Origin of the sequence: Pseudomonas sp. GM24 (assembly GCF_000282235.1) — a bacterium.
Taxonomy (GTDB): domain Bacteria; phylum Pseudomonadota; class Gammaproteobacteria; order Pseudomonadales; family Pseudomonadaceae; genus Aquipseudomonas.
Genome location: NZ_AKJR01000125.1, coordinates 1 through 24,906 on the forward strand (window position 1 = coordinate 1; position 24,906 = coordinate 24,906).

Consider the following 24,906-nt stretch of genomic DNA (forward strand, 5'->3'; position numbering starts at 1 on the left):
ATCCTTGGTGGTGAAGAAGGGTTCGAACAATCGGTCCATGATGTTCTTCGGAATTCCGCTGCCTTCGTCCTCCACGATCAGATCGACCGTGTGTTCGCCGGCTTCGCTCTTGACCCGCACCGCACTGTGCGGCGGCGAGGCGTCGCGGGCGTTGGAGAGCAGATTGATCAGTACCTGGGCGAGCCGCTGCGGGTCACCCTCGACCCAGTGATCGGGGTCGCACAGGTTGTAGAACTGCACTTCGAAATTGCGTCGGTTCAGCGCCAACAGGCCAATAGCATCCTGGGCAACTTCGGCCAGACACACGGGTTCATCGCTGTGCTGATGGCTGCCGGCGTGAGCGAAGCTCATCAGCGACTGGACGATGCGTGACACGCGTTTGGTCTGTTCAAGAATCTGCCCGCTGATTTCCGTCAGTTCGCCGTCGTCTTCACGCTCTTCGCGCAGGTTCTGCGCCAGACAGGCGATGCCGGTGATCGGGTTGCCGATTTCGTGGGCCACCCCCGCCGCGAGGCGACCGATGCTGGCCAGACGTTCCGAGTGCACCAGTTTGTCTTCGAGCATCTGGGTTTCGGTCAAATCCTCAACCAGTAACACCAGACCACTGTTACCCGGTGCGAGCGGTTCATCGATGGCGGCTTTGTGCAGGTTCAGCCAGCGGGTCTGGCCGTCAAGGGCCAGATGTTGTTTGTGCAAATGCTCGTCGGGCAGGTTGATGAAGCCTTGCAGCAACTCTTTCCACGGCTCGCCAATGGTGCTCAGACGCGAACCGACCACGCGTTGTGCGGCGATCCCGGTGAGTTCTTCCATGGCCTTGTTCCACATCAGGATCTCTTGATCCTTGGCCAGCGAGCAGACGCCCATTGGCAGTTCCTGCAAGGTCTGGCGGTGGTAACGGCGCAGCGCATCGAGTTCAGCCGCTAAACCTGTGAGGCGCGAGTGGTAATCCTCGAGACGGCTTTCGATGAAGTGGATGTCTTCGGTCACATAGTTTTCGCCGCCGGCCTTGTAGGGCAGGAAGGTTTCCACCATGTCCTGCGCCACGCTCGGGCCCATCAGGCCGGAGAGGTTGGCTTCGATGCGGTCGCGCAAACGACGCAAGGCGTACGGGCGGCGTTCGTCGAAAGGCAGATAGAGGTCACGCAGCGCTTGCTCGACCTCCTTCTGCGCAGCCTTGGCGCCCAACGGTTTCGCCAGTTGTGTGGCGAATTCCTGTGGCGAGGCCGCGTGCAGCTCACGCCGTTGCGGGCGACGGACGTTATCCACAGCGCAGGCTTCGGCGGCGCTGGCTTCTTCGGGGCTGGCGTTGGTGAACAGCGAGATCAGGGTGAACATCAGCACGTTGGCGGCGAGCGAGGCGATGGCCGCCATGTGCCAACTGGTGTCGTCGAGTACGTAAATCATGTTCAGCAGCGGGATGTAGAAACCCTGCAGATTGCCGACCAGCGGCAGCAGCATGGTCACTACCCAGACCAGAATCCCCGCCAGCAGACCGGCGATAAAGCCGCGCCGATTGGCGGTCGGCCAGTACAGCACCGACAACACGCCGGGCAGGAATTGCAGGGTCGCCACAAACGCGACGATGCCGAGGTTGGCCAGATCCTGCTCGGCGCCGAGCATCAGGTAGAAACCGAAACCAGCCATGATGATCGCGACGATCAATGCGCGGCGGGTCCACTTCAGCCAGCGGTAGATATTGCCTTCGGCCGGCGGTTGATAAAGCGGCAGCACCAAGTGGTTCAGCGCCATGCCCGACAGCGCGAGCGTGGTCACAATGATCAATCCGCTGGCCGCCGATAAGCCACCGACGTAAGCCAGCAAGGCCAGCGGTTTGCTGTTGGCGGCGATGCCGATGCCGAGGGTGAAGTATTCCGGATTGGTCGTTGCACCGAGCTTGAGCCCGGCCCAGAGGATCAGTGGTACTGCCAGACTCATCAGCAGCAGGAACAGCGGCAAACCCCAGCTCGCACTGACCAGCGAGCGCGGATTGAGGTTTTCGGTAAAGGTCATGTGATACATGTGCGGCATCACGATCGCCGAGGCGAAGAACACCAGCAGCAACGTGCGCCACGGGCCTTCCTGCAATGGCGTGTGCAGGGCGGCGAGGGCGGTCTGGTTTTGCAGCAGCCACAGCTCAAGTTGCTGCGGGCCGTCGAACACGCCATACAGCGCATACAAACCGACGCCGCCGAGGGCGATCAGTTTGATCACCGACTCAAAGGCGATCGCAAATACCAGTCCTTCGTGCTTCTCACGGGTGGCGATATGCCGGGAACCAAAGAAAATCGTGAACAGAATGATCAGCGCACAGAACGCCAACGCCACGCGGCTCTGGATCGGCTCGCCGGTGAGGATGCCGATGGAGTCGGCCACCGCCTGAATCTGCAACGCCAACAGCGGCAGTACGCCGATCAGCATGAAAATCGTGGTCAGCGCGCCGGCCCAGGTGCTGCGAAAGCGGAACGCGAACAGATCCGCCAGCGACGACAGTTGATAGGTGCGGGTGATCTTCAGGATCGGATAAAGCAACACCGGCGCCAGCAGAAACGCGCCGGACACGCCGAGGTAACTGGAGAGAAAGCCGTAGCCGTACTGATAGGCGAGGCCGACCGTGCCGTAAAACGCCCAGGCACTGGCGTAAACACCCAGTGACAGGGTGTAGGTCAACGGGTGGCGAATGATCGCGCGCGGGATCATGCCCCGTTCGCTGATCCAGGCAACGCCGAACAGCACCGCCAGGTACGCGGCGCTGACCAGGATCATCTGGGTCAGGCTAAAGCTCATCGGCATCTTTTTGGCTCTGCAGGATGAAGGTCACGACTATGAGGATCAGCCAGAGCAGATACGGGCGATACCAGGCGCCCGTAGCGTCGATCCACCAATCCATGATGGCGGGGGAAAACAGGTAGATCCCCACGACTAAAAGCAGGACCAAGCGATAGATGTACATCCCGGCCTCTCTTTTTTATGCGCGTGCCCGAAAACGTGCGGCGATGGTAACGGATGGGCGCACGACTGCAAGTGTCGTCATAGCAGTTGCGCTTCGGGCAGCGTCAGTGTGCGCGGGATCTGTGTGGCATCCCAGTGTGCGCTGCCCCACGCCAGCAACTCTTGCGGCGAGGCGTGAGCCAGTTCGGCGCCTGGGTTTTGCCCCAGTGCGCGCAGGGCTCGCAGCAACAATGGCGTGGCTTGATCGGCTTGTAGCGGCGGCGAGCGGTAGGACTTGCCGAGCTTGTTGCCGTCCGGTTGGATAATCAGCGGCAAGTGCAGGTAACGCGGTTGGCGCAAGCCGAGCAATTCTTGCAGATAGAGTTGGCGTGGGGTCGAGTCGAGCAGGTCGGCACCGCGCACGATGTCGGTGACGCCTTGCCAGGCATCATCGAGGACCACGGCCAGTTGATAGGCGTAGAGGCCGTCGCGGCGCCGGATCACGAAATCGCCGACGTCGCGGCCCAGATGCTGGCGGTATTCGCCCTGAACACGATCGATGAAGTGGTATTCCAGTTCCGGCACGCGCAGGCGGATCGCCGCGTCTTGCTGATCGTGACCGGCATTGCGGCACAGGCCCGGATAGATGCCGTTGTACGCTTCGAGCTGTTTGCGCGAGCAGGTGCAAGCGTAGGCCAGGCCATGATTGAACAGGCTGTTGAGCACTTCGGCGTAAGCATCGTGGCGATCGCTCTGGCGCACCATGTCGCCGTCCCATTCAAAGCCGTAACTCTCCAGCGCCTTGAGGATCGCCACCTGCGCACCGGGTTCTTCACGGGGCGGATCGAGATCTTCCATGCGCACCAGCCAGCGACCACCGACCGAACGGGCGTCGAGGTAGGAGGCGAGGGCGGCAACCAGCGAACCGAAGTGCAGGTGGCCACTCGGGGTTGGGGCGAAGCGGCCGATGTAGGCGGGGGATGTTTTGGCAGTCATGGAGACGAAGCTACTTTTCAGGCTATACGCAGGTCAACCTGTGGGAGCGAGCCTGCTCGCGATAGCGTAATTTCAGACGATTAAATGCTGAATGACACACCGATTTCGCGAGCAGGCTCACTCCTACAAAAGGCAAAAGGCAGAAACAAAAACGGAGCGTTCGCACGCTCCGTTTTTCGTTCAGGTCGAGATTACTTGCCGACCTGCTTTTCCTTGATCTCAGCCAGGTTCTTGCAGTCGACGCACATGTCGGCAGTAGGACGGGCTTCAAGGCGCTTGACGCCGATCTCGATGCCGCACGAATCGCACCAGCCGTATTCGCCGTCTTCGATCAGTTGCAGTGTCTTGTCGATCTTCTTGATCAGCTTGCGCTCGCGATCACGGGCACGCAGTTCAAGGGCGAACTCTTCTTCCTGACTGGCACGGTCGGCCGGGTCGGGAAAGTTGGCCGCTTCGTCCTTCATGTGATCAACAGTTCGGTCGACTTCCTGCATCAAGTCCAGTTTCCACTTGGTCAGGATCTTGGTGAAGTGCGCGCGCATGGGTTTGCCCATGTACTCTTCGTCTTTGGCCTGAACATAAGGTTCGAAGCCGCTGATCGCCGTTTGCTGCTGTTGCTTTGCTTGGGTGGGCATGAAATGGACCGCCTCTACTCTTGTAATCCATTGCGCAGGATTGCTCCATCACCGACACCTGCCGGCCCTGCGGCTGCAAGCGGGCGAACTTACCAGATCAAATCGGCCTGCGCTACTCCCGGATGTCGAGGCCCCGGCGGGTGGCGCTTGCAAATGTTTGGCAAGCCGTGTCTGGTGGTGTTGAAGACCTGTTCAATCACTGATTTTAGTCAATCCTGGAGCGTACGTGCGTATCGTTACAGTCCAGCGTTCTTGAGGCTGTGACCGCTGCGGGTTCTCGCTCGTTCCGGCAGATGGGTAGAATCGTCTCTTTTTCCCTGCCGAAGGAAAACCAATGGCTCAGCCTTACAGTGCGCGCAGTCGTGCGATCGAACCGTTCCATGTGATGGCGCTGCTGGCGCGGGCCAATGAGTTACAGGCTGAAGGTCATGATGTCATCCATCTGGAGATCGGTGAGCCAGACTTCACTACCGCTGAACCGATCATTCGTGCCGGGCAGGCGGCGCTGACGGCGGGCAAGACCCGTTACACCGCTGCGCGCGGCATTCCGGAACTGCGCGAGGCAATCGCCGGGTTTTATCAATCGCGTTATGGCTTGAATATCGACCCACGGCGGATTCTGATTACACCGGGCGGTTCCGGTGCGCTGTTGCTGGCCAGCGCGTTGCTGGTCGATCCCGGTAAACACTGGCTGCTGGCGGATCCGGGTTACCCGTGCAACCGGCACTTCCTGCGTTTGGTCGAAGGTGCGGCGCAGTTGGTGCCGGTGGGTCCGGACGTGCGTTATCAACTGACTCCTGATCTGGTCGAGCGGCATTGGGATCACGACAGCGTCGGCGCACTGGTGGCTTCGCCGGCCAACCCGACCGGGACGATCCTGACACGCGATGAGCTGGCCGGGTTATCCACAGCCATCAAGGCGAAACACGGGCATCTGGTGGTGGACGAGATCTATCACGGCCTGACCTACGGCACCGATGCCGCCAGCGTGCTGGAAGTCGATGACAGCGCTTTTGTGTTGAACAGTTTCTCCAAGTATTTCGGCATGACCGGCTGGCGTCTCGGCTGGCTGGTGGCGCCGGACGCGGCGGTCAGCGAGCTGGAAAAACTCGCGCAGAACCTCTACATCAGTGCACCGAGCATGGCGCAATATGCGGCGTTGGCCTGTTTCGAGCCGGATACTATTGCGATTCTTGAAGAGCGCCGCGCCGAATTCGGCCGGCGCCGCGATTTCCTCCTGCCAGCGTTGCGCGAGTTGGGTTTCAACATCGCCGTGGAGCCGGAAGGCGCTTTCTATCTCTACGCTGATATCAGCCAGTTCGGCGGCGATGCCTTCGCGTTCTGCCGACATTTCCTCGAAACCGAGCATGTAGCGTTCACCCCGGGTCTGGATTTCGGTCGCTATCAGGCCAGTCATCATGTGCGTTTTGCCTACACGCAAAACCTCCCGCGCTTACAGGAAGCGGTGGAGCGAATCGCCCGTGGCTTGAAGAGCTGGCAAGGCTGATGCGCTTTTATCCACCTCTGGAAGAGGCGCGACTGATCCGGCGTTACAAGCGTTTTCTCGCCGATATCGAAACCGTTGGCGGCGAGTTGCTGACCATTCACTGCCCGAACACCGGTTCGATGCTCAATTGTCAGGTCGAGGGTGGGCAGGTCTGGTTCAGTCGCTCCAACGATCCGAAACGTAAGTTGCCCGGTACATGGGAAATCGGTGAAACCCCGCAAGGCCGGTTGTTTTGCGTGAATACAGCGCGGGCCAATGGTCTGGTCGAAGAGGCGTTGCAGGCGGGTGTCATCAGCGAGCTGAACGGCTTTACCGCGTTGAAACGTGAAGTCGCTTACGGGCAGGAAAAGAGCCGTATCGATTTCCGTCTCGAATACCCGAGTGGCCCGGCCTATGTAGAGGTGAAAAGCGTCACCCTGGGCTTCGACGGTACTGCGGTGGCGGCATTTCCCGATGCCGTGACCCAGCGTGGCGCCAAGCATCTGCGGGAGTTGGCGCATCTGGCACGGGACGGGATTCGCGCGGTGCAGTTGTACTGCGTCAATCTGAGCGGGATTGACGCGGTGCGGCCGGCGAAGGAAATCGATTCGGCGTACGCCGATGCACTTCTCGAAGCAGTGGCCTGCGGCGTTGAGGTGCTGGCGTATGGCGTGCGGCTGGACCATGAAGAGATGGTCATCGACCGGCGTCTCGACGTGTTACTCAACGGTTAAACATTGATCCACAGGCCTTGGGCGTCTTCGCGGCAGGGTATGGCGGTGAGTGATTGCCCGGCGCAGGGGCCAGCGACGCATTCGCCGTCCTCGATCAGAAACAGTGCGCCGTGGGTGGCGCACTGGATCAGGCTGTTGCTCGGGTCGAGAAACTGGTCTGGCTGCCATTCCAGCCCGACGCCGCGATGCGGGCAGCGATTGAGGTAAACATACGCCTGGCCGCTGCGGCGCACGGCGAACAGTTTGTTGCCGTCGATCTCAAAACCACGGCTTTTCGCTTCAGCCAGATCGGCGCCCGTGCAGAGAAACTTCATGACTATCCTCTAGTGTCCGCTCGTGTCTGGATATGTCCGAGCTTGACGTTTAAATGCAAACAATTATCAAATGGCGGCCTTCACCCGCAGGCGTCTGGCAGATGTCGAGGATACTTGGCCTGCCATCCTGATGCCCGGGAAAAACCTTATTCAAGGAAGCTGTGTATGCGCCTGAGTACCCGCGTTGCCACGCTGTGTGTCGGACTTTTGGTCAGCCACCAGGCTGCAGCGGCTGATTTGCCGCAACGTTGGGTCAGTGCCGGCGGTGCGCTGTCGGAGTGGGTCAGTGCGTTGGGCGGCGAATCGAAACTGGTCGGCGTCGATACCACCAGCCAGCACCCGGAGTCGTTGAAGGCGCTGCCGAGCATTGGTTATCAGCGCAGCCTTTCGGCTGAGGGCATTCTCAGTCTGCGTCCGGATATCTTGATTGGCACTGAAGAAATGGGCCCGCCGCCGGTTCTGTCGCAAGTCAAAGCGGCCAAGGTTCAGGTGGTGTTGTTCTCGGCTCAACCGGATCTGCCGACGCTGGAGAAAAACGTTACTCATTTGGGCCAATTGCTCGGCGCCGAGCCGAAGGCTGCGCAGTTGCTGCAAACTTATCAACAGCAGCTCGATGCGCAGAAGGCGCGTGTTGTTCAAGTGCAGAGCAAACAAAAGGCGCCGGGCGTGTTGCTGTTGCTCGGGCATGCGGGCGGCAAACCGTTGATCGCCGGCAAGGACACTGCCGCCGACTGGCTGTTGCAGCAGGCCGGGGGGCGTAACCTGGCGACGCACACCGGTTACAAACCGTTCTCCGTGGAATCCCTCGCCAGCCTTGATCCTGAGGTGCTGGTGTTCGCCGACCGTGCGTTGACCGGTGAGGCGGCGAAAGCAGCGCTGTTCAAGGAAAAACCGATTCTCAATTCAAGCCGCGCGGCCAAGGCCGGGCGCGTGCTGGAGCTTGACCCGACTTTGCTGGTCGGCGGCCTCGGGCCACGTTTGCCGGCGGCGCTGAAAAGCCTGACTGACGGCTTCTACCCGGCCAAGAGCGGCCAATGACCACACTGGTAAAACCCCGTGCCTTGTTCATTGGCCTGACACTGCTGTGTTTGCTGGCGATCTGGCTGTCGCTGGCGTTGGGGCCGGTCAGCCTGCCGCTGTTCGATACATTACGCGCGGCGTTACGCATGCTCGGCCTGCCGCTGGCACCGGACGGTCTGGAGCAGGCGGAGCTGATCCTGGGGCAGATTCGTTTGCCGCGTACTTTGCTCGGGCTGGCGGTCGGCGGTGTGTTGGCTTTGTCCGGTGTGGCAATGCAGGGCTTGTTTCGTAACCCGTTAGCGGATCCGGGGCTGGTCGGCGTTTCCAGCGGCGCGGCATTGGGCGCGGCGATCGCGATTGTTGGTGGCTCGTTTTTCGGCGGTCTGCCGGAATGGTTTGGACCGTATCTGTTGTCGGTCTGTGCGTTTCTCGGTGGGTTAGGGGTGACGGCGCTGGTCTATCGACTGGGGCGACGCAACGGCCAGACCAATGTTGCAACCATGTTGCTCGCGGGGATTGCCCTGACGGCGCTGGCCAGTTCGGCCGTCGGCTTGTTCACTTATCTGGCGGATGACGCGACGCTGCGCACGCTGACCTTCTGGAACCTTGGCAGCCTCAATGGCGCCAGTTACGCGCGGCTGTGGCCTTTGCTGATCATCAGCGCTGGTGTCGCATTGTGGTTGCCGCGTCGGGCGAAAGCGCTGAATGCCTTGCTGCTCGGAGAATCCGAGGCCGGGCATTTAGGCATCGAAGTCGAGCGGCTCAAGCGTGAATTAGTGTTTTGTACGGCGCTGGGGGTTGGCGCCGCAGTGGCGGCAGCCGGGATGATCGGTTTTGTCGGGCTGGTGGTGCCGCATCTGGTGCGCTTGCTGGCGGGGCCGGATCACAAAGTCTTGCTGCCGGCATCGGTGTTGGCGGGGGCGAGCCTGTTGCTGTTGGCTGATCTGGTCGCGCGATTGGCGCTGGCGCCGGCAGAATTGCCGATCGGTATTGTCACCGCGTTTATCGGTGCGCCGTTCTTCCTCTATCTGCTGTTACGAGGGCGCGCCTGATGTTACGTGCACAGGATCTGCACATTCAGCGTGGTCGCAAGACAGTGCTCAGCGATGTCACGCTGCAGCTTGAACCGGGTGAAGTACTCGGTGTGCTGGGGCCGAACGGTGCCGGCAAAAGTACCTTGCTGGGCGCCTTGTGCGGCGAGTTGGCGGCGAGCAACGGCGGGGTTTCCCTCGACGGGCAGGCGTTGAGTCACTGGACTGGCCCGCAACGTGCGCAGCGATTGGCGGTATTGCCTCAAGTGTCGACCCTGGATTTTGCTTTCCGCGTCGAAGAGGTGGTCGGCATGGGCCGCTTGCCTTGGCAGAGTGGTCGGGTGCGGGATGACGAAATCATTGCGGCGGCGTTGACGGCGGCGGATGCCGGGCACTTGAGCGGTCGCAGTTATCTGGCGCTGTCCGGTGGCGAGCGTCAGCGTGTGCATCTGGCGCGGGTGCTGGCGCAGCTTTGGCCGGGGCAGGCCGGGCAGACGCTGCTGTTGGATGAGCCGACGTCGATGCTCGATCCGCTGCATCAACACACAACGCTGCAGGCCGTGCGCGAGTTTGCTGATCGTGGCGCCGCGGTATTGGTGATCCTGCATGATCTGAATCTGGCGGCGCGTTATTGTGATCGCATTCTGCTGCTGGAAGGCGGGCATCCGGTGGCGCTGGATACACCGCAGCAGGTTTTGCGACCGGACACGCTCCAGGCCGTATTCGGTCTCGAAGTGTTGGTGCAGCCGCACCCGGAGCGTGGGCATCCGCTGATTATCGCCCGCTGACTGGATCATCGAGGTGATTGCATGCGTGGGATGTGGCTGTTGGCGGTGGTGTTGCTTGCGGGGTGTCAGCATGCGGTGGTGCCACCGCCGGTCAGTGGCGAGATTCGCGATCTACGCAACGGCGAAGTGCTGACGGCGCAGCAGCTGGTGAAGCGCTTGGCTGAGCCTGAGCGGTTGATCATCGGTGAGCAGCATGACAATGCCGATCATCATGCCGCGCAGTTGTGGCTGTTGCGCTCGCTCGGCGAGCAGCGGCCGCAGGGCAGTCTTCTAATGGAAATGTTCACGCCGGACCAGCAGCCTCGTGTTGACGAGGCACGCCAGACGAAAACGCCGTCCGCTGATCTGCCCGGTGCATTGGCCTGGCAGGACGGTTGGGACTGGAATCTCTATGGGCCGATTGTCCGCTTCGCGCTCACTCAACCTTATCCGCTACTGGCGGCAAATCTGGATAGCGACGAGATTCGAACCTTCTATCGCAATCCGTCCGTGTTGAAGGGAGAGCGCAGCAATGCTGAGTCGGTGAAAGCCGTATTGTTGGAGCAGATCAGCGATTCCCACTGTGGCCTGCTGCCCGAATCACAGATGCCGGCAATGCTCGCTGTTCAGCAACAACGTGATCGGCGTATGGCCGAAGGGCTATTGGCGGCCCCGACACCTTCAGTCTTGCTGGCCGGTGCGTGGCATGCGCGCAAGGATGTTGGCGTGCCGTTGCATGTTGTGGATTTGGGCGCCACGGAGTCCCCGACGGTGTTGATGCTGGCAGAGCAGGGCACCGTGATAACGGCAGCGATGGCCGATTACGTTTGGTACACGCCCGCCGCGCCCAAGCAGGATTACTGCGAGCAGATGCGCAAACAGTTCGGCAAATGACTTTTCCACAGGCAAAAAAAGACCCGGTAAAAACCGGGTCAAATAACCGTGATTAGCCTGATGAGGAGATAATCTGAGAGTCCGAACCAAGGGCTTTTCAGAATATCGACTGATCTCGCGACCAGTTGTGATAATCATAGCGATTCTCATTACCGAGTCAACAACTGTTTTTCCGTTTCTTTGAATTCGTCTGGTAAATGGCCGGAACACCCCGTAAACAAAGGGTTCAGCGCAGGCTTTCCGGTGGGGGTATTCGTGTGATCTGCCGATTCAGCTGGCCGATCCGCCGCGCCATGCTCTCGATCAGGCTGTGGGCGATCTTCGGATTGGTGCGAGTCATGCTCAAGAATTGTTCACCGGGAATCAGCATTATTGTGCTCGGTTCTCGGGCGATGACCGTGGCACTGCGTGGCTCGCCGGTGAACACGGCCATAGCACCAAAAATTTCGTCCTTGGGCACGTCGCCAACTTTCTGCCCGTCTACAAACGCTTCGGCATGCCCGTCGATGATTACGAACACGTGGTCAGCTGCGTCACCCTGGCTGATCAGGGTTTCACCGGCTTCGACCCGTTTGAAACCGTTGGTGCTGCGAAACTCGCGTGGCTTCAGCTCCGCGACGGCATGGGCAAGGATTGCCATTTGCCCGAGCAGATACTCCAGAAACTGCTCTGCCCGATGAGTGTCGGCATGCAAATGCTGGAAAAACTCACCACGCCGATAGGGCGTCAAGCGCAATGCCCCTTCATTGCATAAACGGCAATCAGCCCAGTTCTCACCTTGCTGGAGGCCGATCAAATCACCCTCCTGCCAATAAAACAGCGGGCGGGCGGCGATACAGCCGCTGATCCCACCTTCATTGAGCAGGAATAGCTGATCGGCGGGCAATTGCGCGAGCAAATCATCCGACGCTTCCAGCTCCAGAGTCGGCCCGCAAGGCGCCAAATCGCGCAGCCACAGTGCAGGCAAGCTCTGCAAACGGTTGATCAAGGCATCGGCCCAGGCCGATTGTTCCCCCAGTAAATACATAACGGTCTATGCCCGTTCAGTTCTTGTGGCGCGAGGAAATGGCTTCAAGCTGCTTGTTCAAGGCGTCCTTGCGTTCGGCGGGGATGTCGTTCCAGTGCACATCCATCAGCGCGCCTTCAATCGCATACAACAACACCTTCGATGCGCGAAACCCGCGGGTACGCACGGCCCGGTAGGCATCCACTGCGCCCAGGCGACGCAAGTCCGAGGCGCTGTGGATGCCCACGGCATGCAGCCATTGCGCCGACGTCTTGCCAAGATTCTTCAGGTGTTGCAGTTCATCATTCATCAAGCCTCCTTGCGACGGCCGAATGGTGCGTGGGCGAGCTTCTCAGGAGTGTAGCCATCAGTAGGAAAAGCGTGGTTGTTTGGTCGGATTCAACGCAAACGCTTCTAAGAAGGGCGCTTTTAAGGGCTGCGAGCGCAGATGAGGAGGGGGGAACACAAATCAATGTAGGAGTGAGCCTGCTCGCGATAGCGGACTTGCAGGCACACATGTGTTGAATTCTAAACCGCTATCGCGAGCAGGCTCACTCCTGCAGGGACGGCGTTGTGTCAGGGAACAATGAGGCGATCAGCGGGTGCGATAACGCAAACGCGTGCCGAAATTCATCGACATCAGAATCTCGTCAGCGCTCAGCTCCGGCGGGAAATACGCCCCGGAAATCTGTGCGTGAGCCAGGCTTGCACCTTCCAGCGACGCATTGCGGAAATCGATGCCACGCAGATCGGCGGAACGGAAGTACGCGTCCCGGAAATCCACGCCATCGGCGTTCAGTTCACGTAAATCGAGACCACGGAAATCGCCGCCGACCATGTCGATCGGGCCATCCTGTGGGCGCTCTTTGTTGAAACCTGTGATGTCATCTTTGTGCAGCAAGGCATACAGCGGGGTGTCGAGAAGTTTCGGCTGGCTCATGTCATATCACCGTTGGTTTTATGACGCCAGTATAGTGCCACTATTTGACGGCCGTGAAGCGAGCGAGGGCTTCACGGCCGAAATAGTTTCTTACAGGCCTGGCAGGCGCTGACGGATCTGCGCGACCACGGTGTCCAGCGTGCCGGATTCGTTGGTCTGCACGCGTTTGCTGCGCAGGATTTCTTCCGGCGTCAGCGCTTCACGATTGGCCTGCTGCGCTTCGATTACGGCCAGGGTGGCGTCAGACGGATCCTGTTTGTCGGCCTGACGAATCGCCAGCCAGCTCTCGATCACCGCTTGCGGTGCGTTGCAGTCGAGGATCAGGAATGGTGTGCCGGTGGCTTCGGCAATTTTTGCCGCGTTGTCGCGTTGCTCGCGTTTGAGGTAAGTGGCATCGATCACCACCGGGAAACCGGCGTGCAGGATGACTTCAGCAATTTCATGCAGGCGTGCGTAGGTCGCGGTGCTGGCGTCGGCGCTATAGATGCCGGCCTGCACGTCGTTGGCCACGGTTTGCTCGCCGAACAAGCGCTTGCGCTCGACATCGGAGCGCAGGCGGATGGCACCCAGCGCTTCGACCAGACGCATGGCCACGTGGCTTTTGCCAACCGCGGAAACACCGTGGGTGATCGCCATGAAACGCGAGGGAATGGTGCTGTAGCTCTCCGCCAGGTTGGCGTAGTTGCGGTACTGGCGCAGGGTGGTGGCGCGCTGCACTGGTGTTGCGTCTGCCGGCATGCTGAACAGCGCAACCTTGGCGCGAACCAGTGCGCGGTAGGCTTTGTAGAAGTTCAGCACTTCCAGGCCTTGATAGTCGCCGGTCAACTCGAGGTACTGGCTGATGAAGCGGCGCGCCAGGGATTTCAGGCCACGGTCTTCCAGGTCCATCGCGAGGAAACCGGTGTCGGCCCAGACGTCCGTGAAACGGAACGGTTCGTTGAACTCGATGCAGTCGAAGATCACCACTTTGCCGTCAATGACCGTGGCGTTGCCCAGGTGAATATCGCCGTGGCATTCACGGGTAAAACCTTCGGTTTTGCGCTGAGCGAACAGTGGCTTGAGACGTTCGAAACTGCTTTCGGCCCAGGCTTTCAGTGCGTCGAGTTGCAGCAGATCGTTTTTGTCGCTGAGGAACGGCAGGATCTGCTCGAAGTTTTGCGCGACCGGCGCCATTACGCTGTCCGGGGTGCCGGCATCGTGTTCGGCCGGGACTTTTGGCGCGGTGAGGTGGAAGCGCGCAATCTGCTCGGCCATCTCGTCGATGTGCTGGGTGGTCAGCTCGCCATTGGCTTGCAGGGTGCTGAGCAAACCGCTCTGCGGGAACTGGCGCATTTTCAGCACGTATTCGATCGCTGCGCCGTCGCCGCCCAGTTGCGGTGCTTCAACGCTGCCAGTCACCGGCAACACTTCCAGATACAAATCATCAGTCAAACGCTGGTTCAAACGCAGCTCTTCTGCGCAGAAATGTGCACGCGATTCGAGACCGGTGAAGTCGAGGAAGCCGAAATTTACCGGTTTCTTCACTTTATAAGCGAAGGGACCGGTGAGGATCACCCACGAGATATGGGTTTCGATGACCTGAAACCCTTCGACAGGGTGCGGGTAGAGGGCCGGGTTTTGCAGGGCAGCGATCAGTGACTGGCTCACGGGCGATCCTTCAGAGACTGGGGGAAATTCGAGGTGGCCATTATGGCCGCTCGCCAGCCCGACGCAAACCTCGGAGCGCTCCTGTTGAGGATGAATAAAGTGCGTATAATCCGCCGCCATGACTCGAACTCGATCCCCCCGTACCAAGAAAAAGCCACCCTCCAAGGGCCTTAGCCCGTGGTTGAGCTGGGCCATTAAACTCAGTCTGGTCGGCCTTGTCGTGCTGGCCGGCTTCGCCGTTTACCTCGATGCCGTGGTGCAGGAGAAGTTCTCCGGCAAACGCTGGACCATCCCGGCCAAGGTCTACGCGCGGCCGCTTGAGCTGTTCGTCGGACAAAAGCTCAGCAAGGACGATTTCCTTACCGAACTCGATGCCCTTGGCTATCGCCGTGAGGCGGTCAGCAATGGCCCCGGCGCCGCAGCCGTCAGTGGCAATACGGTCGATCTGAATACCCGTGGCTTCCAGTTCTATGAAGGCCTGGAAAAACCGCAGCCGGTACGCGTGCGTTTCTCCGGCGATTACGTCGCAGAACTGTCGGCGACCAACGGTTCAAAGTTATCCGTAGTGCGCCTTGAGCCGTTGATGATCGGCGGCATTTATCCAAAGAATCTCGAAGACCGCATTCTGATCAAACTCGATCAGGTGCCGCCGTATCTGCTCGAAACCCTGGTCGCTGTAGAAGACCGCGACTTTTATAGCCACTGGGGCGTGTCGCCGAAGTCGATTGCCCGCGCTGTCTGGGTCAACACCTCTGGCGGCAAGATGACCCAGGGCGGCAGTACGCTGACCCAGCAGTTGGTGAAAAACTTCTACCTGACCAGCGAACGCAGCCTGACTCGCAAGCTCACCGAAGCAATGATGGCGATGCTGCTGGAGTTGCATTACGACAAGAAGGAAATTCTTGAGGCTTACCTCAACGAAGTCTTCGTCGGACAGGACGGTCAGCGTGCGGTGCACGGTTTTGGTCTGGCCAGCCAGTTCTTCTTCGGCCAGCCATTGTCCGAGCTGAAACTGCATCAGGTGGCGTTGCTGGTCGGCATGGTCAAAGGCCCGTCCTACTACAACCCGCGTCGTAATCCTGAGCGCGCGCTGGAGCGGCGTAACCTGGTGCTCGACGTGCTTGAGCAGCAAGGCGTGGCGACTGCCGAACAGGTCGAAGCGGCGAAGAAAATGCCACTGGGCGTGACCACGCGCGGCAAGCTCGCCGACAGCTCGTTCCCGGGCTTTATCGATCTGGTCAAACGCCAGTTGCGTGAAGACTACCGCGACGAAGACTTGACCGAAGAAGGCCTGCGCATCTTCACCAGTTTCGATCCGATCCTGCAGATGAAGGCCGAAGCGTCGGTCAACGACACCTTCAAACGTCTGGCCGGGCGCAAGGGTTCTGATGACGTGGAAGCGGCGATGGTTGTGACCAATCCGGAAACCGGCGAAGTCCAGGCCATGATCGGCAGCCGTCAGGCCAGTTATGCCGGTTTCAACCGCGCACTGGATGCCGTGCGGCCGATTGGCTCGTTGATCAAGCCTGCGGTTTATCTGACTGCGCTGGAAAAACCGAGCCAGTACACCCTGACCAGTTGGCTGTCCGACGATCCGTTGTCGGTCAAAGGCGCGAACGGTCAGGTGTGGAAACCACAGAACTATGACCGTCGCTCTCACGGTACCGTGTTCCTTTATCAGGGCTTGGCGCATTCCTACAACCTGTCGACTTCGCGTCTGGGCCTGGAAGTCGGCGTGCCGAATGTATTGAAAACCCTGGGTCGACTGGGCGTGACGCGTGAGTTCCCGGCATTCCCGTCGATGCTTCTCGGCGCTGGCGGCATGACCCCGATCGAAGTCGCGACCATGTACCAGACGCTGGCCAACGGTGGTTTCAATACGCCGATGCGCGGGATTCGTAGCGTGCTGACCGCCGAGGGCGAGCCGCTCAAGCGTTATCCGTTTCAGATTGAGCAGCGCTTCGATCCGGCGTCCATTTATCTGATCCAGAACGCCATGCAGCGCGTAATGCGTGAAGGTACCGGCAGCTCGGTTTATAACGTGCTGCCCAAGACTCTGACGCTGGCGGGCAAGACCGGTACCAGTAACGATTCCCGTGACAGCTGGTTCGCCGGTTTCAGTCAGGATCTGCTGGCGGTGGTCTGGTTGGGTCGTGATGACAACGGCAAGACACCGTTCACCGGGGCGACTGGTGCGCTGCAGGTCTGGACCAGTTTCATGCGCAAGGCCGATCCGCTGCCGCTGGACATGCCGCAACCGGACAACGTCGTGCAGGCGTGGGTCGATTCGCGTACCGGGCAGGGCTCCGATGCCAACTGCCCGGGGGCGGTGCAGATGCCGTATATTCGCGGCAGCGAACCGCCACCCGGCGCCGCCTGTGCGGGCGAAACGCCTGCTTCCGGCGAGTCGGTGATGGATTGGGTCAAGGGCTGGATGAATTAAGCGAAGAGGGTTTCAAGTGAACAAGTGGTTGATTCCAGCGGTGACCGCCGTGGCTTTGCTCAGCGGCTGCTCTACCGTACAGCGTGGTTCGATTCCGGTGGTTGATTCCGGTACTGCGGTGTCCAACAGCGAGCGTATTTCGGCCAATGGCGGTTTCCGTCAAACGACGGTGAAGCGTCCTGCGCAGGGCCAGACTCAGGCCATTCCGCAAGGTGATACTGGTGTGGTGGTGATGGTGCCGGGCGGCGGCGCTGCCGTGTCGACACCGATCAGCGCTTCGCCAATCGTGCCAGGCCCGGCATCCGGCGGTATCACGGCGGGGCCGTACAATCCTTCGCCGGCCGAGTCCGCGCCGATCAATTCCGGCAGCTACAGCATGCCGTCGACGCCCAGCGGGATTCCTTCGGCCAGCAGCGGCGGTGGCTTGTCGGCAGATGAGCAACTGGACGGTCCGGTGCTTGCCTTGCTGACGACAGCTCAACAACAACAGGCCGGTGGCGACCTCAATGGCGCGTCGTCCAGCCTGGAGCGTGCTCAGCGTGTGGCGCCGCGTGAGCCGCAAGTGCTTTATCGTCTGGCGCAGGTGCGCATGGCCCAAGGTGACGCGCCGCAAGCAGAGCAGTTCGCCCGTCGTGCGTTGACCATGGCCAACGGTCGTCCGGACTTGCAGGCCAGCCTATGGGAAATCATTGCTCAGTCCCGTGAGAAACAAGGCGATTCCGCCGGCGCCGCTCAGGCCCGTCAGAAGGCCAAGGTTTCGCTGTGATGGATGCTCGTTTCCCGAAAATCGCTGATCAGCTGTTGCTGATCGAGCGTGAGCTGCGCACACAAGGCTGGTGGGATGAGGTTTCTCCGTCGGCTGAAGCGCTGAGCAGTGTCGAGCCGTTTTCGGTCGATACACTGGACTTCGAGCAGTGGCTGCAATGGATCTTCCTGCCACGCATGAAGATGATCCTTGAACAGGATTTGCCGTTGCCGAATGCTTCGGGGATTCAGGAAATGGCCGAAATGGTCTTCGCCCAGCGCAACCTGGGTGGCAAGGATCGTCAGTTGCAGGTGCTGCTCAAAGAGTTTGACCTGCTGATCACTGCCTCGCGCTAACCCAGACTGACACCCTGCGATCTTTTGATCTTGTTTTTGAAAGCAAAATCAAGAGATCGCAGCCTGCGGCAGCTCCTACAGGTGTCTATTCACAATTCTGCGCGATTTGTTTCTGTGCCTCGACGATGCGTTCCTGACGCTGTGCATCATCCAGCCGGCGCATCTGCCCCTCCACCTCCTCCCTCAAACGCGGATTGTTCTGCAATTGCGCAAGGTTCGTCCGTGCCTGCTCGCAAAACTGCTTGAGCTGCGCCTGCTGGTCAGCCACCTGTTTCTTCACCTTGTCGTCGATAGCCTTCTGGTCACCGAGTACACCGCTGCCCGGCATTGCCCCGGGCTTGGGCGGGGGCGACGAGGGCGTCTGCAAGGTCGTCGACGGCTGGCCCGCTGGCGGCTGCGCATCGAAATGCGTGACGCCTTGAGCGTCGACCCATTTGTAGATTTGAGCGGCCATGCCCCATGGGCTGATGCCGATCAGCAGAGTGAGGAGGAGCGTTCGCATGCTGAATCCTTGGTAAAAGTGCGCAATTGACACTAACAGAGTAGCGGTTTTCAGGTTTTTTCTTGCGTTCTCATGTGTTTACCCACAATTAACCACATAGACGGCTTGACTTGGAGAGGGCGAAACAGAAGAATCCAAAGTCCGCTGTAGAGGGACTGCCAGAAGCAGACCCACTCGGTAGATCATGAGGCGCACATCCGCGCCGACCTGTTACACCCGCAACGCGTTACCTCGCGCTGGGTGGGAAAGGCCCGCAACACTTGGGACGATCCCAATACTTGCTCAGTCAGTGCTGACGTAGTCGGCGACCACCGTCGCTCATGCTCTGCCGAGAAGTAAACCTATTAAGACCCGCCCCTTTTTTGTGGACGGTATTCTGGCGTTTTAGAGGTGAACAACGTGGAGCTTTTATCTGGCGGTGAGATGCTCGTCCGCTTTTTGCGTGACGAAGGCGTCAAATATATCTACGGGTACCCGGGTGGTGCTCTCCTGCATGTTTACGATGCCCTGTTCAAAGAACCGGAAGTGACTCACATCCTGGTTCGTCACGAACAAGCGGCAACCCATATGGCTGACGGTTATGCCCGTGCCACCGGTAAAGCCGGCGTGGTATTGGTGACTTCCGGTCCTGGCGCCACAAACGCCATTACCGGGATCGCGACCGCCTATATGGACTCGATTCCAATGGTGATCATTTCCGGTCAGGTGCCAAGCACCATGGTCGGCACCGACGCGTTCCAGGAAACCGACATGATCGGTATCTCCCGGCCGATCGTGAAGCACAGCTTCATGATCAAGCACGCTTCGGAAATCCCGGAAGTCATGAAGAAGGCCTTCTACCTGGCGCAATCCGGTCGTCCGGGCCCGGTCGTGGTCGATATCCCGAAAGACATGACCAACCCGGCCGAGAAGTTCGAATACATCTTCCCGAAAAAAGCCAAGCTGCGTTCCTACAGCCCGGCCGTTCGCGGTCACTCCGGGCAAATCCGCAAGGCGGCAGAAATGCTCCTGGCGGCCAAGCGCCCAGTGCTCTATTCGGGTGGCGGCGTGATCCTCGGCAACGGTTCTGCACCGCTGACCGAACTGGCGAAAATGCTCAACCTGCCCGTGACCAACACGTTGATGGGCCTGGGTGGTTTCCCGGGTACTGATCGTCAGTTCATCGGCATGCTCGGCATGCACGGCAGCTACACCGCCAACCTGGCGATGCACCATGCTGACGTGATCCTCGCGGTCGGCGCACGTTTCGACGATCGCGTGATCAACGGCGCGGCGAAGTTCTGCCCGAACGCCAAGATCATCCACATCGATATCGACCCGGCTTCGATTTCCAAGACCATCAAGGCCGACGTGCCAATCGTTGGCCCGGTGGAGAGCGTCCTGACCGAAATGGTTGCGATCCTCAAGGAAATCGGCGAGACCCCGAACAAGGAGTCCGTTGCCAGTTGGTGGAAGCAGGTTGATGAATGGCGCGGTGATCGCGGCCTGTTCCCTTACGAGAAGGGCGACGGCAGCAAGATCAAGCCACAGACCGTGATCGAAACCCTCTGCGAAGTGACCAAGGGCGATGCCTTCATCACTTCCGACGTGGGCCAGCACCAGATGTTCGCTGCGCAGTACTACACGTTCAACAAGCCGAATCGCTGGATCAACTCCGGTGGTCTGGGCACCATGGGCTTCGGTTTCCCGGCGGCCATGGGCATCAAGTTGAGCTTCCCGGATGACGATGTTGCCTGCGTCACCGGCGAAGGCAGTATCCAGATGAACATCCAGGAACTGTCGACCTGCCTGCAATATGGCTTGCCAGTGAAAATCGTCATCCTCAACAACGGTGTTCTGGGGATGGTGCGTCAGTGGCAGGACATGAGCTACGGCAGCCGTCACTCGCATTCCTACATGGAATCGCTGCCTGACTTCGTCAAGCTGGCTGAAGCCTACGGCCACGTCGGCGTACGCATCACCGAATCGAAAGATTTGAAGTCGAAAATGGCAGAAGCGTTCGCCATGAAGGATCGCCTGGTGATCATCGACGTTTCGGTCGACACCAGCGAGCACGTCTATCCGATGCAGATCAAAGACGGCTCGATGCGCGATATGTGGCTGAGCAAGACGGAGCGTACTTAATCATGCGGCACATTATTTCCTTGCTTCTGGAAAACGAACCCGGCGCTCTGTCTCGCGTAGTCGGCCTGTTCTCGCAGCGCAACTACAACATCGAAAGCCTGACCGTGGCTCCGACCGAAGACCCGACCCTGTCGCGTCTGACGCTGACCACCGTTGGCCACGATGAAGTCATCGAACAGATCACCAAAAACCTGAACAAGCTGATCGAAGTGGTCAAGCTGGTGGACCTGTCGGAAAGCGCTCACATCGAGCGCGAGCTGATGCTGGTCAAGGTCAAGGCCACTGGCGCCCAGCGCGCCGAGATCAAACGCACCACCGATATTTACCGTGGACAGATCGTCGACGTCAGCGCCAGCGTGTATACCGTTCAATTGACCGGTACCAGCGACAAGCTCGACAGCTTCATTCAGTCCATCGGCACCGCATCGATTCTGGAAACCGTCCGTAGCGGCGTGACCGGCATTGCCCGCGGCGACAAAGTACTCAGCATCTAAACCAAATTAGCGAATGGCCTGAACGGCCTGGATATATAGGGGAAATTCATGAAAGTTTTCTACGATAAAGACTGCGACCTGTCGATCATCCAGGGCAAGAAAGTTGCCATCATCGGTTACGGTTCCCAGGGCCACGCCCAAGCGTGCAACCTGAAAGACTCCGGTGTCGACGTTACCGTTGGTCTGCGTAAAGGTTCGGCCACCGTTGCCAAAGCAGAAGCTCACGGCCTGAAAGTGACCGACGTTGCTTCCGCTGTTGCTGCTGCCGACCTGGTCATGATTCTGACCCCGGACGAGTTCCAGTCTTCCCTGTACAAGAACGAAATCGAGCCGAACATCAAGAAAGGCGCCACCCTGGCCTTCTCCCACGGCTTCGCGATCCACTACAACCAGGTTGTACCGCGTGCCGACCTCGACGTGATCATGATCGCGCCGAAAGCTCCGGGTCACACCGTACGTTCCGAGTTCGTCAAGGGCGGCGGTATCCCTGACCTGATCGCGATCTACCAGGACGCCTCGGGCAACGCCAAAAACGTTGCGCTGTCCTACGCCGCTGGCGTTGGTGGCGGTCGTACCGGCATCATCGAAACCACCTTCAAGGACGAGACCGAAACCGACCTGTTCGGCGAACAAGCCGTTCTGTGCGGCGGTACCGTTGAGCTGGTCAAAGCCGGTTTCGAAACTCTGGTTGAAGCTGGCTACGCGCCGGAAATGGCCTACTTCGAGTGCCTGCACGAACTGAAGCTGATCGTTGACCTCATGTACGAAGGCGGTATCGCCAACATGAACTACTCGATCTCCAACAACGCCGAGTACGGCGAGTACGTGACTGGCCCGGAAGTGATCAACGCCGAGTCCCGTCAGGCCATGCGCAACGCCCTGAAACGTATTCAGGACGGCGAATACGCCAAAATGTTCATCAGCGAAGGCGCAACCGGCTACCCTTCGATGACCGCCAAGCGTCGTAACAACGCCGCTCACGGCATCGAAGTCATCGGCGAGCAACTGCGCTCCATGATGCCGTGGATCGGTGCCAACAAGATCGTCGACAAAGCCAAAAACTAAGTCGTCGTCCCTTGTATGAAAAAACGCGGCCTCGGCCGCGTTTTTTCGTTTGAGCCGGTGGTTCTGGTATAAAGCTGCAGCGTTTGTGGCCGAACTGTCGTCCTCAAGCACCTGTCGAATTTTCTCCAAACCGTTGCAAGGTAATGTCCATGAGCGAACGTCCCGAAGAGCCGAACAAGGCTTCTGACGCCGAAAGCCTGCTGCCTATCGATGAACACATCGAGGAAGGGCACGACGCAGAAGGTCGTAAAGTCCGGCATCGTGGTATCTATCTGCTGCCGAATCTGTTCACCACTGCGAACCTGTTCGCAGGGTTTTACTCCATCATCAACTCGATGAGCGCCCAGGCGGCCTTGAGTGCCGGTGATTCCACCAACGCGAGCAAGTATTTTGCTTTTGCCGCGATCGCGATCTTCGTTGCCATGGTGCTCGACGGCCTCGACGGTCGTGTCGCGCGCATGACCAATACACAAAGTGCCTTCGGCGCCGAGTACGACTCGCTGTCGGACATGGTCGCGTTCGGTGTTGCACCGGCGTTGCTGGCATTCGGTTGGGCTTTGGGCGATATGGGCAAGGTCGGCTGGATGGTCGCCTTTATCTATGTAGCAGGCGCGGCGTTGCGTCTGGCGCGCTTCAATACTCAGGTCGGTACGGCGGACAAGCGCTATTTCATCGGTCTGGCCAGTCCGGCTGCTGCTGGTGTGGTGGCGGGGATTGTCTGGGCGTTCAGCGATTACGGCATTCAGGGTTCGAAGATGTCGTTCCTGGTTGCGTTGATGGTGGCGGCCGCCGGCATGCTGATGGTCAGCAACATCAAGTACAACAGCTTTAAAGAGCTGGATCTGAAAGGGCGCGTACCGTTCGTGGCTATCCTTGCTGTGGTGCTGGTGTTTGCCGTGGTATTCAGCGATCCACCGCGCATTCTGTTGCTGGTGTTCCTTGCTTACGCGGCGTCCGGCCCGGTTCAGTACCTGTTGCATCTTCGTCGGCACAAAAAAGCCGAGTGATGTAATTTCCCGCATACTCCGCAGTCTATGGGTGCATCTGTCCTCCAAAGCTGCGGAGTTGCCATGTTGATCAAAGTCCCCAAAGCGTCCGACTGCCACGAGTCGGATGTCACACCTGAATCCATCTATCTTTCTCGCCGCCAATTGCTGGGGGCCACTGCTGCCGGTATCGCCGTCAGCAGCCTGCCGCGCTGGGCCAATGCCGACGATGCGGCGCGGTATGCCGATGTCGAGCCGGGCAAGGCACCTGCATGGTTCATCGAGAAGCTGCCTTCTACTAAATGGGGAGCGGTCAACGTCAAGGATGAGGCGATCACGCCTTATAAAGACGCCACTCACTACAACAATTTTTATGAGTTCGGTACCGACAAGGGTGATCCGGCAGCTAATGCCGGCTCGCTGAAAACCGAACCATGGAGCGTAGTGATCGACGGGGAGGTGGGTAAGCCAGGGCGCTATGCGCTGGAAGACTTCATGAAGCCTTATCAGTTGGAAGAGCGTATCTATCGTTTGCGCTGCGTCGAGGCGTGGTCGATGGTCATTCCGTGGATTGGCTTTCCGATCTCGGCGCTGCTCAAGCAGGTCGAGCCAACGTCCAAAGCCAAATACATTCGCTTTGAAACCTTGCAGGATCCCAAGAGCATGCCCGGCCAGCGCTCCGGTTTTGCCTTGATCGATTGGCCTTATGTAGAAGGCTTGCGGCTGGATGAGGCGATGAATCCCTTGGCGATTCTGGCGGTAGGCATGTATGGCCGTGAATTGCCGAATCAAAATGGCGCGCCGCTGCGTCTGGTGGTGCCGTGGAAGTATGGCTTCAAGAGCGTCAAATCCATCGTGCGCATCAGTCTGGTCAGCGAGCAGCCGAAGACGACCTGGCAGAGCATTGCGGCAGATGAATACGGGTTTTATGCGAACGTGAATCCTACGGTTGATCACCCACGATGGACGCAAGCACGAGAGCGTCGCCTGCCGAACAGTCTGTTCAAGCCGAATGTTCGTGATACGCAAATGTTCAACGGCTATGCGGATGAAGTCGCTTCTTTATATGCAGGGCTCGATCTGCGGAAGAACTACTGATGCGATTCCCGTACTGGCGTATAGGCGTTTTCATTGCGACAGCGGTCTGGCCGATGCTGTGGTTGTATCAGGCGCTTGAGGATTTGCTTGGGCCGGATCCCGGCAAAGTGCTGGTTGATCGGCTGGGGCTGGGAACATTGGTCTTGTTATTGATCACCCTGAGCATGACGCCGATGCAGAAACTGACCGGCTGGGCAGGGTGGATTGCGGTTCGCCGGCAGTTGGGGCTCTGGTGTTTCGCCTATGTGGTTTTGCATCTGTGTAGCTATATGGCGTTCATTCTGGGTTTCGATTGGTCGCAGCTGACGGTCGAGTTGCGCAAGCGACCTTACATAATAGTAGGGGCGTTGGGCTTTCTCGGATTGTTGGCGTTGGCGGTGACTTCCAATCGCTACAGTCAGCGTCGTTTAGGTGTGCGCTGGAAGAAACTGCATCGTCTGGTCTACGTGATTCTGGGCCTGGGTTTGCTGCACATGTTGTGGATCGTGCGCGCTGATCTTGAGGAGTGGGCGATCTATGCCTTTATAGGTGCGGTGCTCCTGCTACTGCGTATTCCGCCGGTGACGCGTCGGATCCCGCGTTTGCTGGCTAAAAAGCAGGTTTTGCAAGAAAAGCGAAATTAACGGTTGACGGCAGATTTCAGATGTCTATAATTCGCCCCACTTCCGGCGCAGTCGAAACGGAAAACTCCTTGA

The 24,906-nt window shown here is 59.1% G+C and carries 25 protein-coding genes; 15 read left to right on the forward strand and 10 right to left on the reverse strand.

The window, feature by feature from the left end; all coding sequences use genetic code 11:
• The 4 genes from PMI23_RS15235 to dksA all read right to left on the reverse strand — a co-directional run.
• Positions 1–2,790: sensor histidine kinase (locus PMI23_RS15235; protein WP_007949937.1), on the reverse strand; the 2,790-nt coding region annotated here is incomplete at its 3' end.
• Complete coding sequence (locus PMI23_RS29670; RefSeq protein ID WP_003176118.1) at positions 2,774–2,950, reverse strand: hypothetical protein; 177 nt, start codon at positions 2,948–2,950, stop codon at positions 2,774–2,776. The genes PMI23_RS15235 and PMI23_RS29670, both read right to left, overlap by 17 nt.
• A gap of 77 nt (positions 2,951–3,027) precedes the next feature.
• Complete coding sequence (gene gluQRS, locus PMI23_RS15245; RefSeq protein ID WP_007909921.1) at positions 3,028–3,924, reverse strand: tRNA glutamyl-Q(34) synthetase GluQRS; 897 nt, start codon at positions 3,922–3,924, stop codon at positions 3,028–3,030.
• 191 nt (positions 3,925–4,115) lie between these two features.
• Entirely contained in the window at positions 4,116–4,559 is a 444-nt protein-coding gene (gene dksA, locus PMI23_RS15250; protein WP_007909922.1) for an RNA polymerase-binding protein DksA, read from the reverse strand.
• A 334-nt stretch (positions 4,560–4,893) separates the two neighbouring features.
• Between dksA and PMI23_RS15255 the strand changes: the two genes are divergently transcribed.
• Together PMI23_RS15255 and sfsA are read left to right on the forward strand one after the other, a co-directional pair.
• Positions 4,894–6,066 (forward strand): pyridoxal phosphate-dependent aminotransferase, encoded by a 1,173-nt coding sequence (locus PMI23_RS15255; protein ID WP_007909923.1) that lies wholly within the window; start codon positions 4,894–4,896, stop codon positions 6,064–6,066.
• On the forward strand, positions 6,066–6,779 hold the full coding sequence (gene sfsA / locus PMI23_RS15260; RefSeq protein WP_007909924.1) for a DNA/RNA nuclease SfsA: 714 nt from the start codon (positions 6,066–6,068) through the stop codon (positions 6,777–6,779). The genes PMI23_RS15255 and sfsA overlap by 1 nt, the downstream gene beginning before the upstream one ends.
• Here the strand turns inward: sfsA and PMI23_RS15265 are convergent.
• A complete protein-coding gene (locus PMI23_RS15265) occupies positions 6,776–7,093 on the reverse strand; it encodes a Rieske (2Fe-2S) protein (RefSeq protein ID WP_007909926.1) in 318 nt (105 codons plus the stop codon). The genes sfsA and PMI23_RS15265 overlap by 4 nt on opposite strands.
• A gap of 165 nt (positions 7,094–7,258) precedes the next feature.
• On the opposite strand from PMI23_RS15265, the gene PMI23_RS15270 reads away from it, so the two are divergent.
• From PMI23_RS15270 to PMI23_RS15285, 4 genes are read left to right on the forward strand one after another with little or no spacing between them, the layout of a single operon-like run.
• Positions 7,259–8,131, forward strand: a complete 873-nt coding sequence (locus PMI23_RS15270; protein ID WP_007909928.1) for a heme/hemin ABC transporter substrate-binding protein — start codon at positions 7,259–7,261, stop codon at positions 8,129–8,131.
• 50 nt (positions 8,132–8,181) lie between these two features.
• A complete protein-coding gene (locus PMI23_RS15275) occupies positions 8,182–9,165 on the forward strand; it encodes a FecCD family ABC transporter permease (RefSeq protein WP_177321058.1) in 984 nt (327 codons plus the stop codon).
• A 44-nt stretch (positions 9,166–9,209) separates the two neighbouring features.
• Entirely contained in the window at positions 9,210–9,932 is a 723-nt protein-coding gene (locus PMI23_RS15280) for a heme ABC transporter ATP-binding protein (protein ID WP_414895106.1), read from the forward strand.
• A 21-nt stretch (positions 9,933–9,953) separates the two neighbouring features.
• Complete coding sequence (locus PMI23_RS15285; RefSeq protein ID WP_007909933.1) at positions 9,954–10,805, forward strand: ChaN family lipoprotein; 852 nt, start codon at positions 9,954–9,956, stop codon at positions 10,803–10,805.
• Positions 10,806–11,031: 226 nt separating this feature from the next.
• On the opposite strand, the gene PMI23_RS15290 is transcribed toward PMI23_RS15285, so the two are convergent.
• The 4 genes from PMI23_RS15290 to PMI23_RS15305 all read right to left on the reverse strand — a co-directional run bounded on the left by PMI23_RS15290 (position 11,032) and on the right by PMI23_RS15305 (position 14,398).
• Complete coding sequence (locus PMI23_RS15290; RefSeq protein ID WP_007909935.1) at positions 11,032–11,832, reverse strand: Crp/Fnr family transcriptional regulator; 801 nt, start codon at positions 11,830–11,832, stop codon at positions 11,032–11,034.
• Between the two features lie 16 nt (positions 11,833–11,848).
• On the reverse strand, positions 11,849–12,121 hold the full coding sequence (locus PMI23_RS15295; protein ID WP_003228231.1) for a TfoX/Sxy family protein: 273 nt from the start codon (positions 12,119–12,121) through the stop codon (positions 11,849–11,851).
• Positions 12,122–12,406: 285 nt separating this feature from the next.
• Entirely contained in the window at positions 12,407–12,751 is a 345-nt protein-coding gene (locus PMI23_RS15300; RefSeq protein WP_007909940.1) for a pentapeptide repeat-containing protein, read from the reverse strand.
• Positions 12,752–12,841: 90 nt separating this feature from the next.
• Positions 12,842–14,398: a bifunctional aminoglycoside phosphotransferase/ATP-binding protein gene (locus tag PMI23_RS15305; RefSeq protein ID WP_007909942.1), complete on the reverse strand. Its 1,557-nt coding sequence runs from the start codon at positions 14,396–14,398 to the stop codon at positions 12,842–12,844.
• 118 nt (positions 14,399–14,516) lie between these two features.
• Here PMI23_RS15305 and mrcB point away from each other — a divergent pair, with 118 nt between their 5' ends.
• Genes mrcB through PMI23_RS15320 form a run of 3 tightly spaced genes read left to right on the forward strand, consistent with a single transcriptional unit; the run spans position 14,517 to position 17,942 of the window.
• A complete protein-coding gene (gene mrcB / locus PMI23_RS15310) occupies positions 14,517–16,841 on the forward strand; it encodes a penicillin-binding protein 1B (RefSeq protein ID WP_007909944.1) in 2,325 nt (774 codons plus the stop codon).
• A gap of 16 nt (positions 16,842–16,857) precedes the next feature.
• Positions 16,858–17,607: a hypothetical protein gene (locus PMI23_RS15315; RefSeq protein ID WP_007909946.1), complete on the forward strand. Its 750-nt coding sequence runs from the start codon at positions 16,858–16,860 to the stop codon at positions 17,605–17,607.
• Positions 17,607–17,942: a YqcC family protein gene (locus PMI23_RS15320; protein WP_007909947.1), complete on the forward strand. Its 336-nt coding sequence runs from the start codon at positions 17,607–17,609 to the stop codon at positions 17,940–17,942. Before PMI23_RS15315 ends, PMI23_RS15320 begins: the two co-directional genes overlap by 1 nt.
• An 85-nt stretch (positions 17,943–18,027) precedes the next feature.
• Here the strand turns inward: PMI23_RS15320 and PMI23_RS15325 are convergent, their stop codons facing one another.
• Positions 18,028–18,444, reverse strand: coding sequence for a DUF4124 domain-containing protein (locus PMI23_RS15325; protein WP_007949939.1), 417 nt, complete (start codon positions 18,442–18,444; stop codon positions 18,028–18,030).
• 399 nt (positions 18,445–18,843) lie between these two features.
• Between PMI23_RS15325 and PMI23_RS15330 the strand changes: the two genes are divergently transcribed.
• The 6 genes from PMI23_RS15330 to msrQ all read left to right on the forward strand — a co-directional run bounded on the left by PMI23_RS15330 (position 18,844) and on the right by msrQ (position 24,834).
• Positions 18,844–20,568, forward strand: a complete 1,725-nt coding sequence (locus PMI23_RS15330) for an acetolactate synthase 3 large subunit (protein WP_007949940.1) — start codon at positions 18,844–18,846, stop codon at positions 20,566–20,568.
• Positions 20,569–20,570: 2 nt separating this feature from the next.
• On the forward strand, positions 20,571–21,062 hold the full coding sequence (ilvN, locus tag PMI23_RS15335; RefSeq protein WP_003176102.1) for an acetolactate synthase small subunit: 492 nt from the start codon (positions 20,571–20,573) through the stop codon (positions 21,060–21,062).
• 48 nt (positions 21,063–21,110) lie between these two features.
• Positions 21,111–22,127, forward strand: coding sequence for a ketol-acid reductoisomerase (gene ilvC / locus PMI23_RS15340; protein ID WP_007909969.1), 1,017 nt, complete (start codon positions 21,111–21,113; stop codon positions 22,125–22,127).
• Positions 22,128–22,276: 149 nt separating this feature from the next.
• On the forward strand, positions 22,277–23,134 hold the full coding sequence (gene pssA / locus PMI23_RS15345; RefSeq protein ID WP_007909971.1) for a CDP-diacylglycerol--serine O-phosphatidyltransferase: 858 nt from the start codon (positions 22,277–22,279) through the stop codon (positions 23,132–23,134).
• A 63-nt stretch (positions 23,135–23,197) separates the two neighbouring features.
• On the forward strand, positions 23,198–24,211 hold the full coding sequence (gene msrP, locus PMI23_RS15350) for a protein-methionine-sulfoxide reductase catalytic subunit MsrP (RefSeq protein WP_007909973.1): 1,014 nt from the start codon (positions 23,198–23,200) through the stop codon (positions 24,209–24,211).
• The gene (gene msrQ / locus PMI23_RS15355) at positions 24,211–24,834 is read left to right on the forward strand and encodes a protein-methionine-sulfoxide reductase heme-binding subunit MsrQ (protein WP_007909974.1); all 624 of its coding nucleotides are present in this window, start codon (positions 24,211–24,213) and stop codon (positions 24,832–24,834) included. Before msrP ends, msrQ begins: the two co-directional genes overlap by 1 nt.
• Positions 24,835–24,906: the final 72 nt, after the last annotated feature.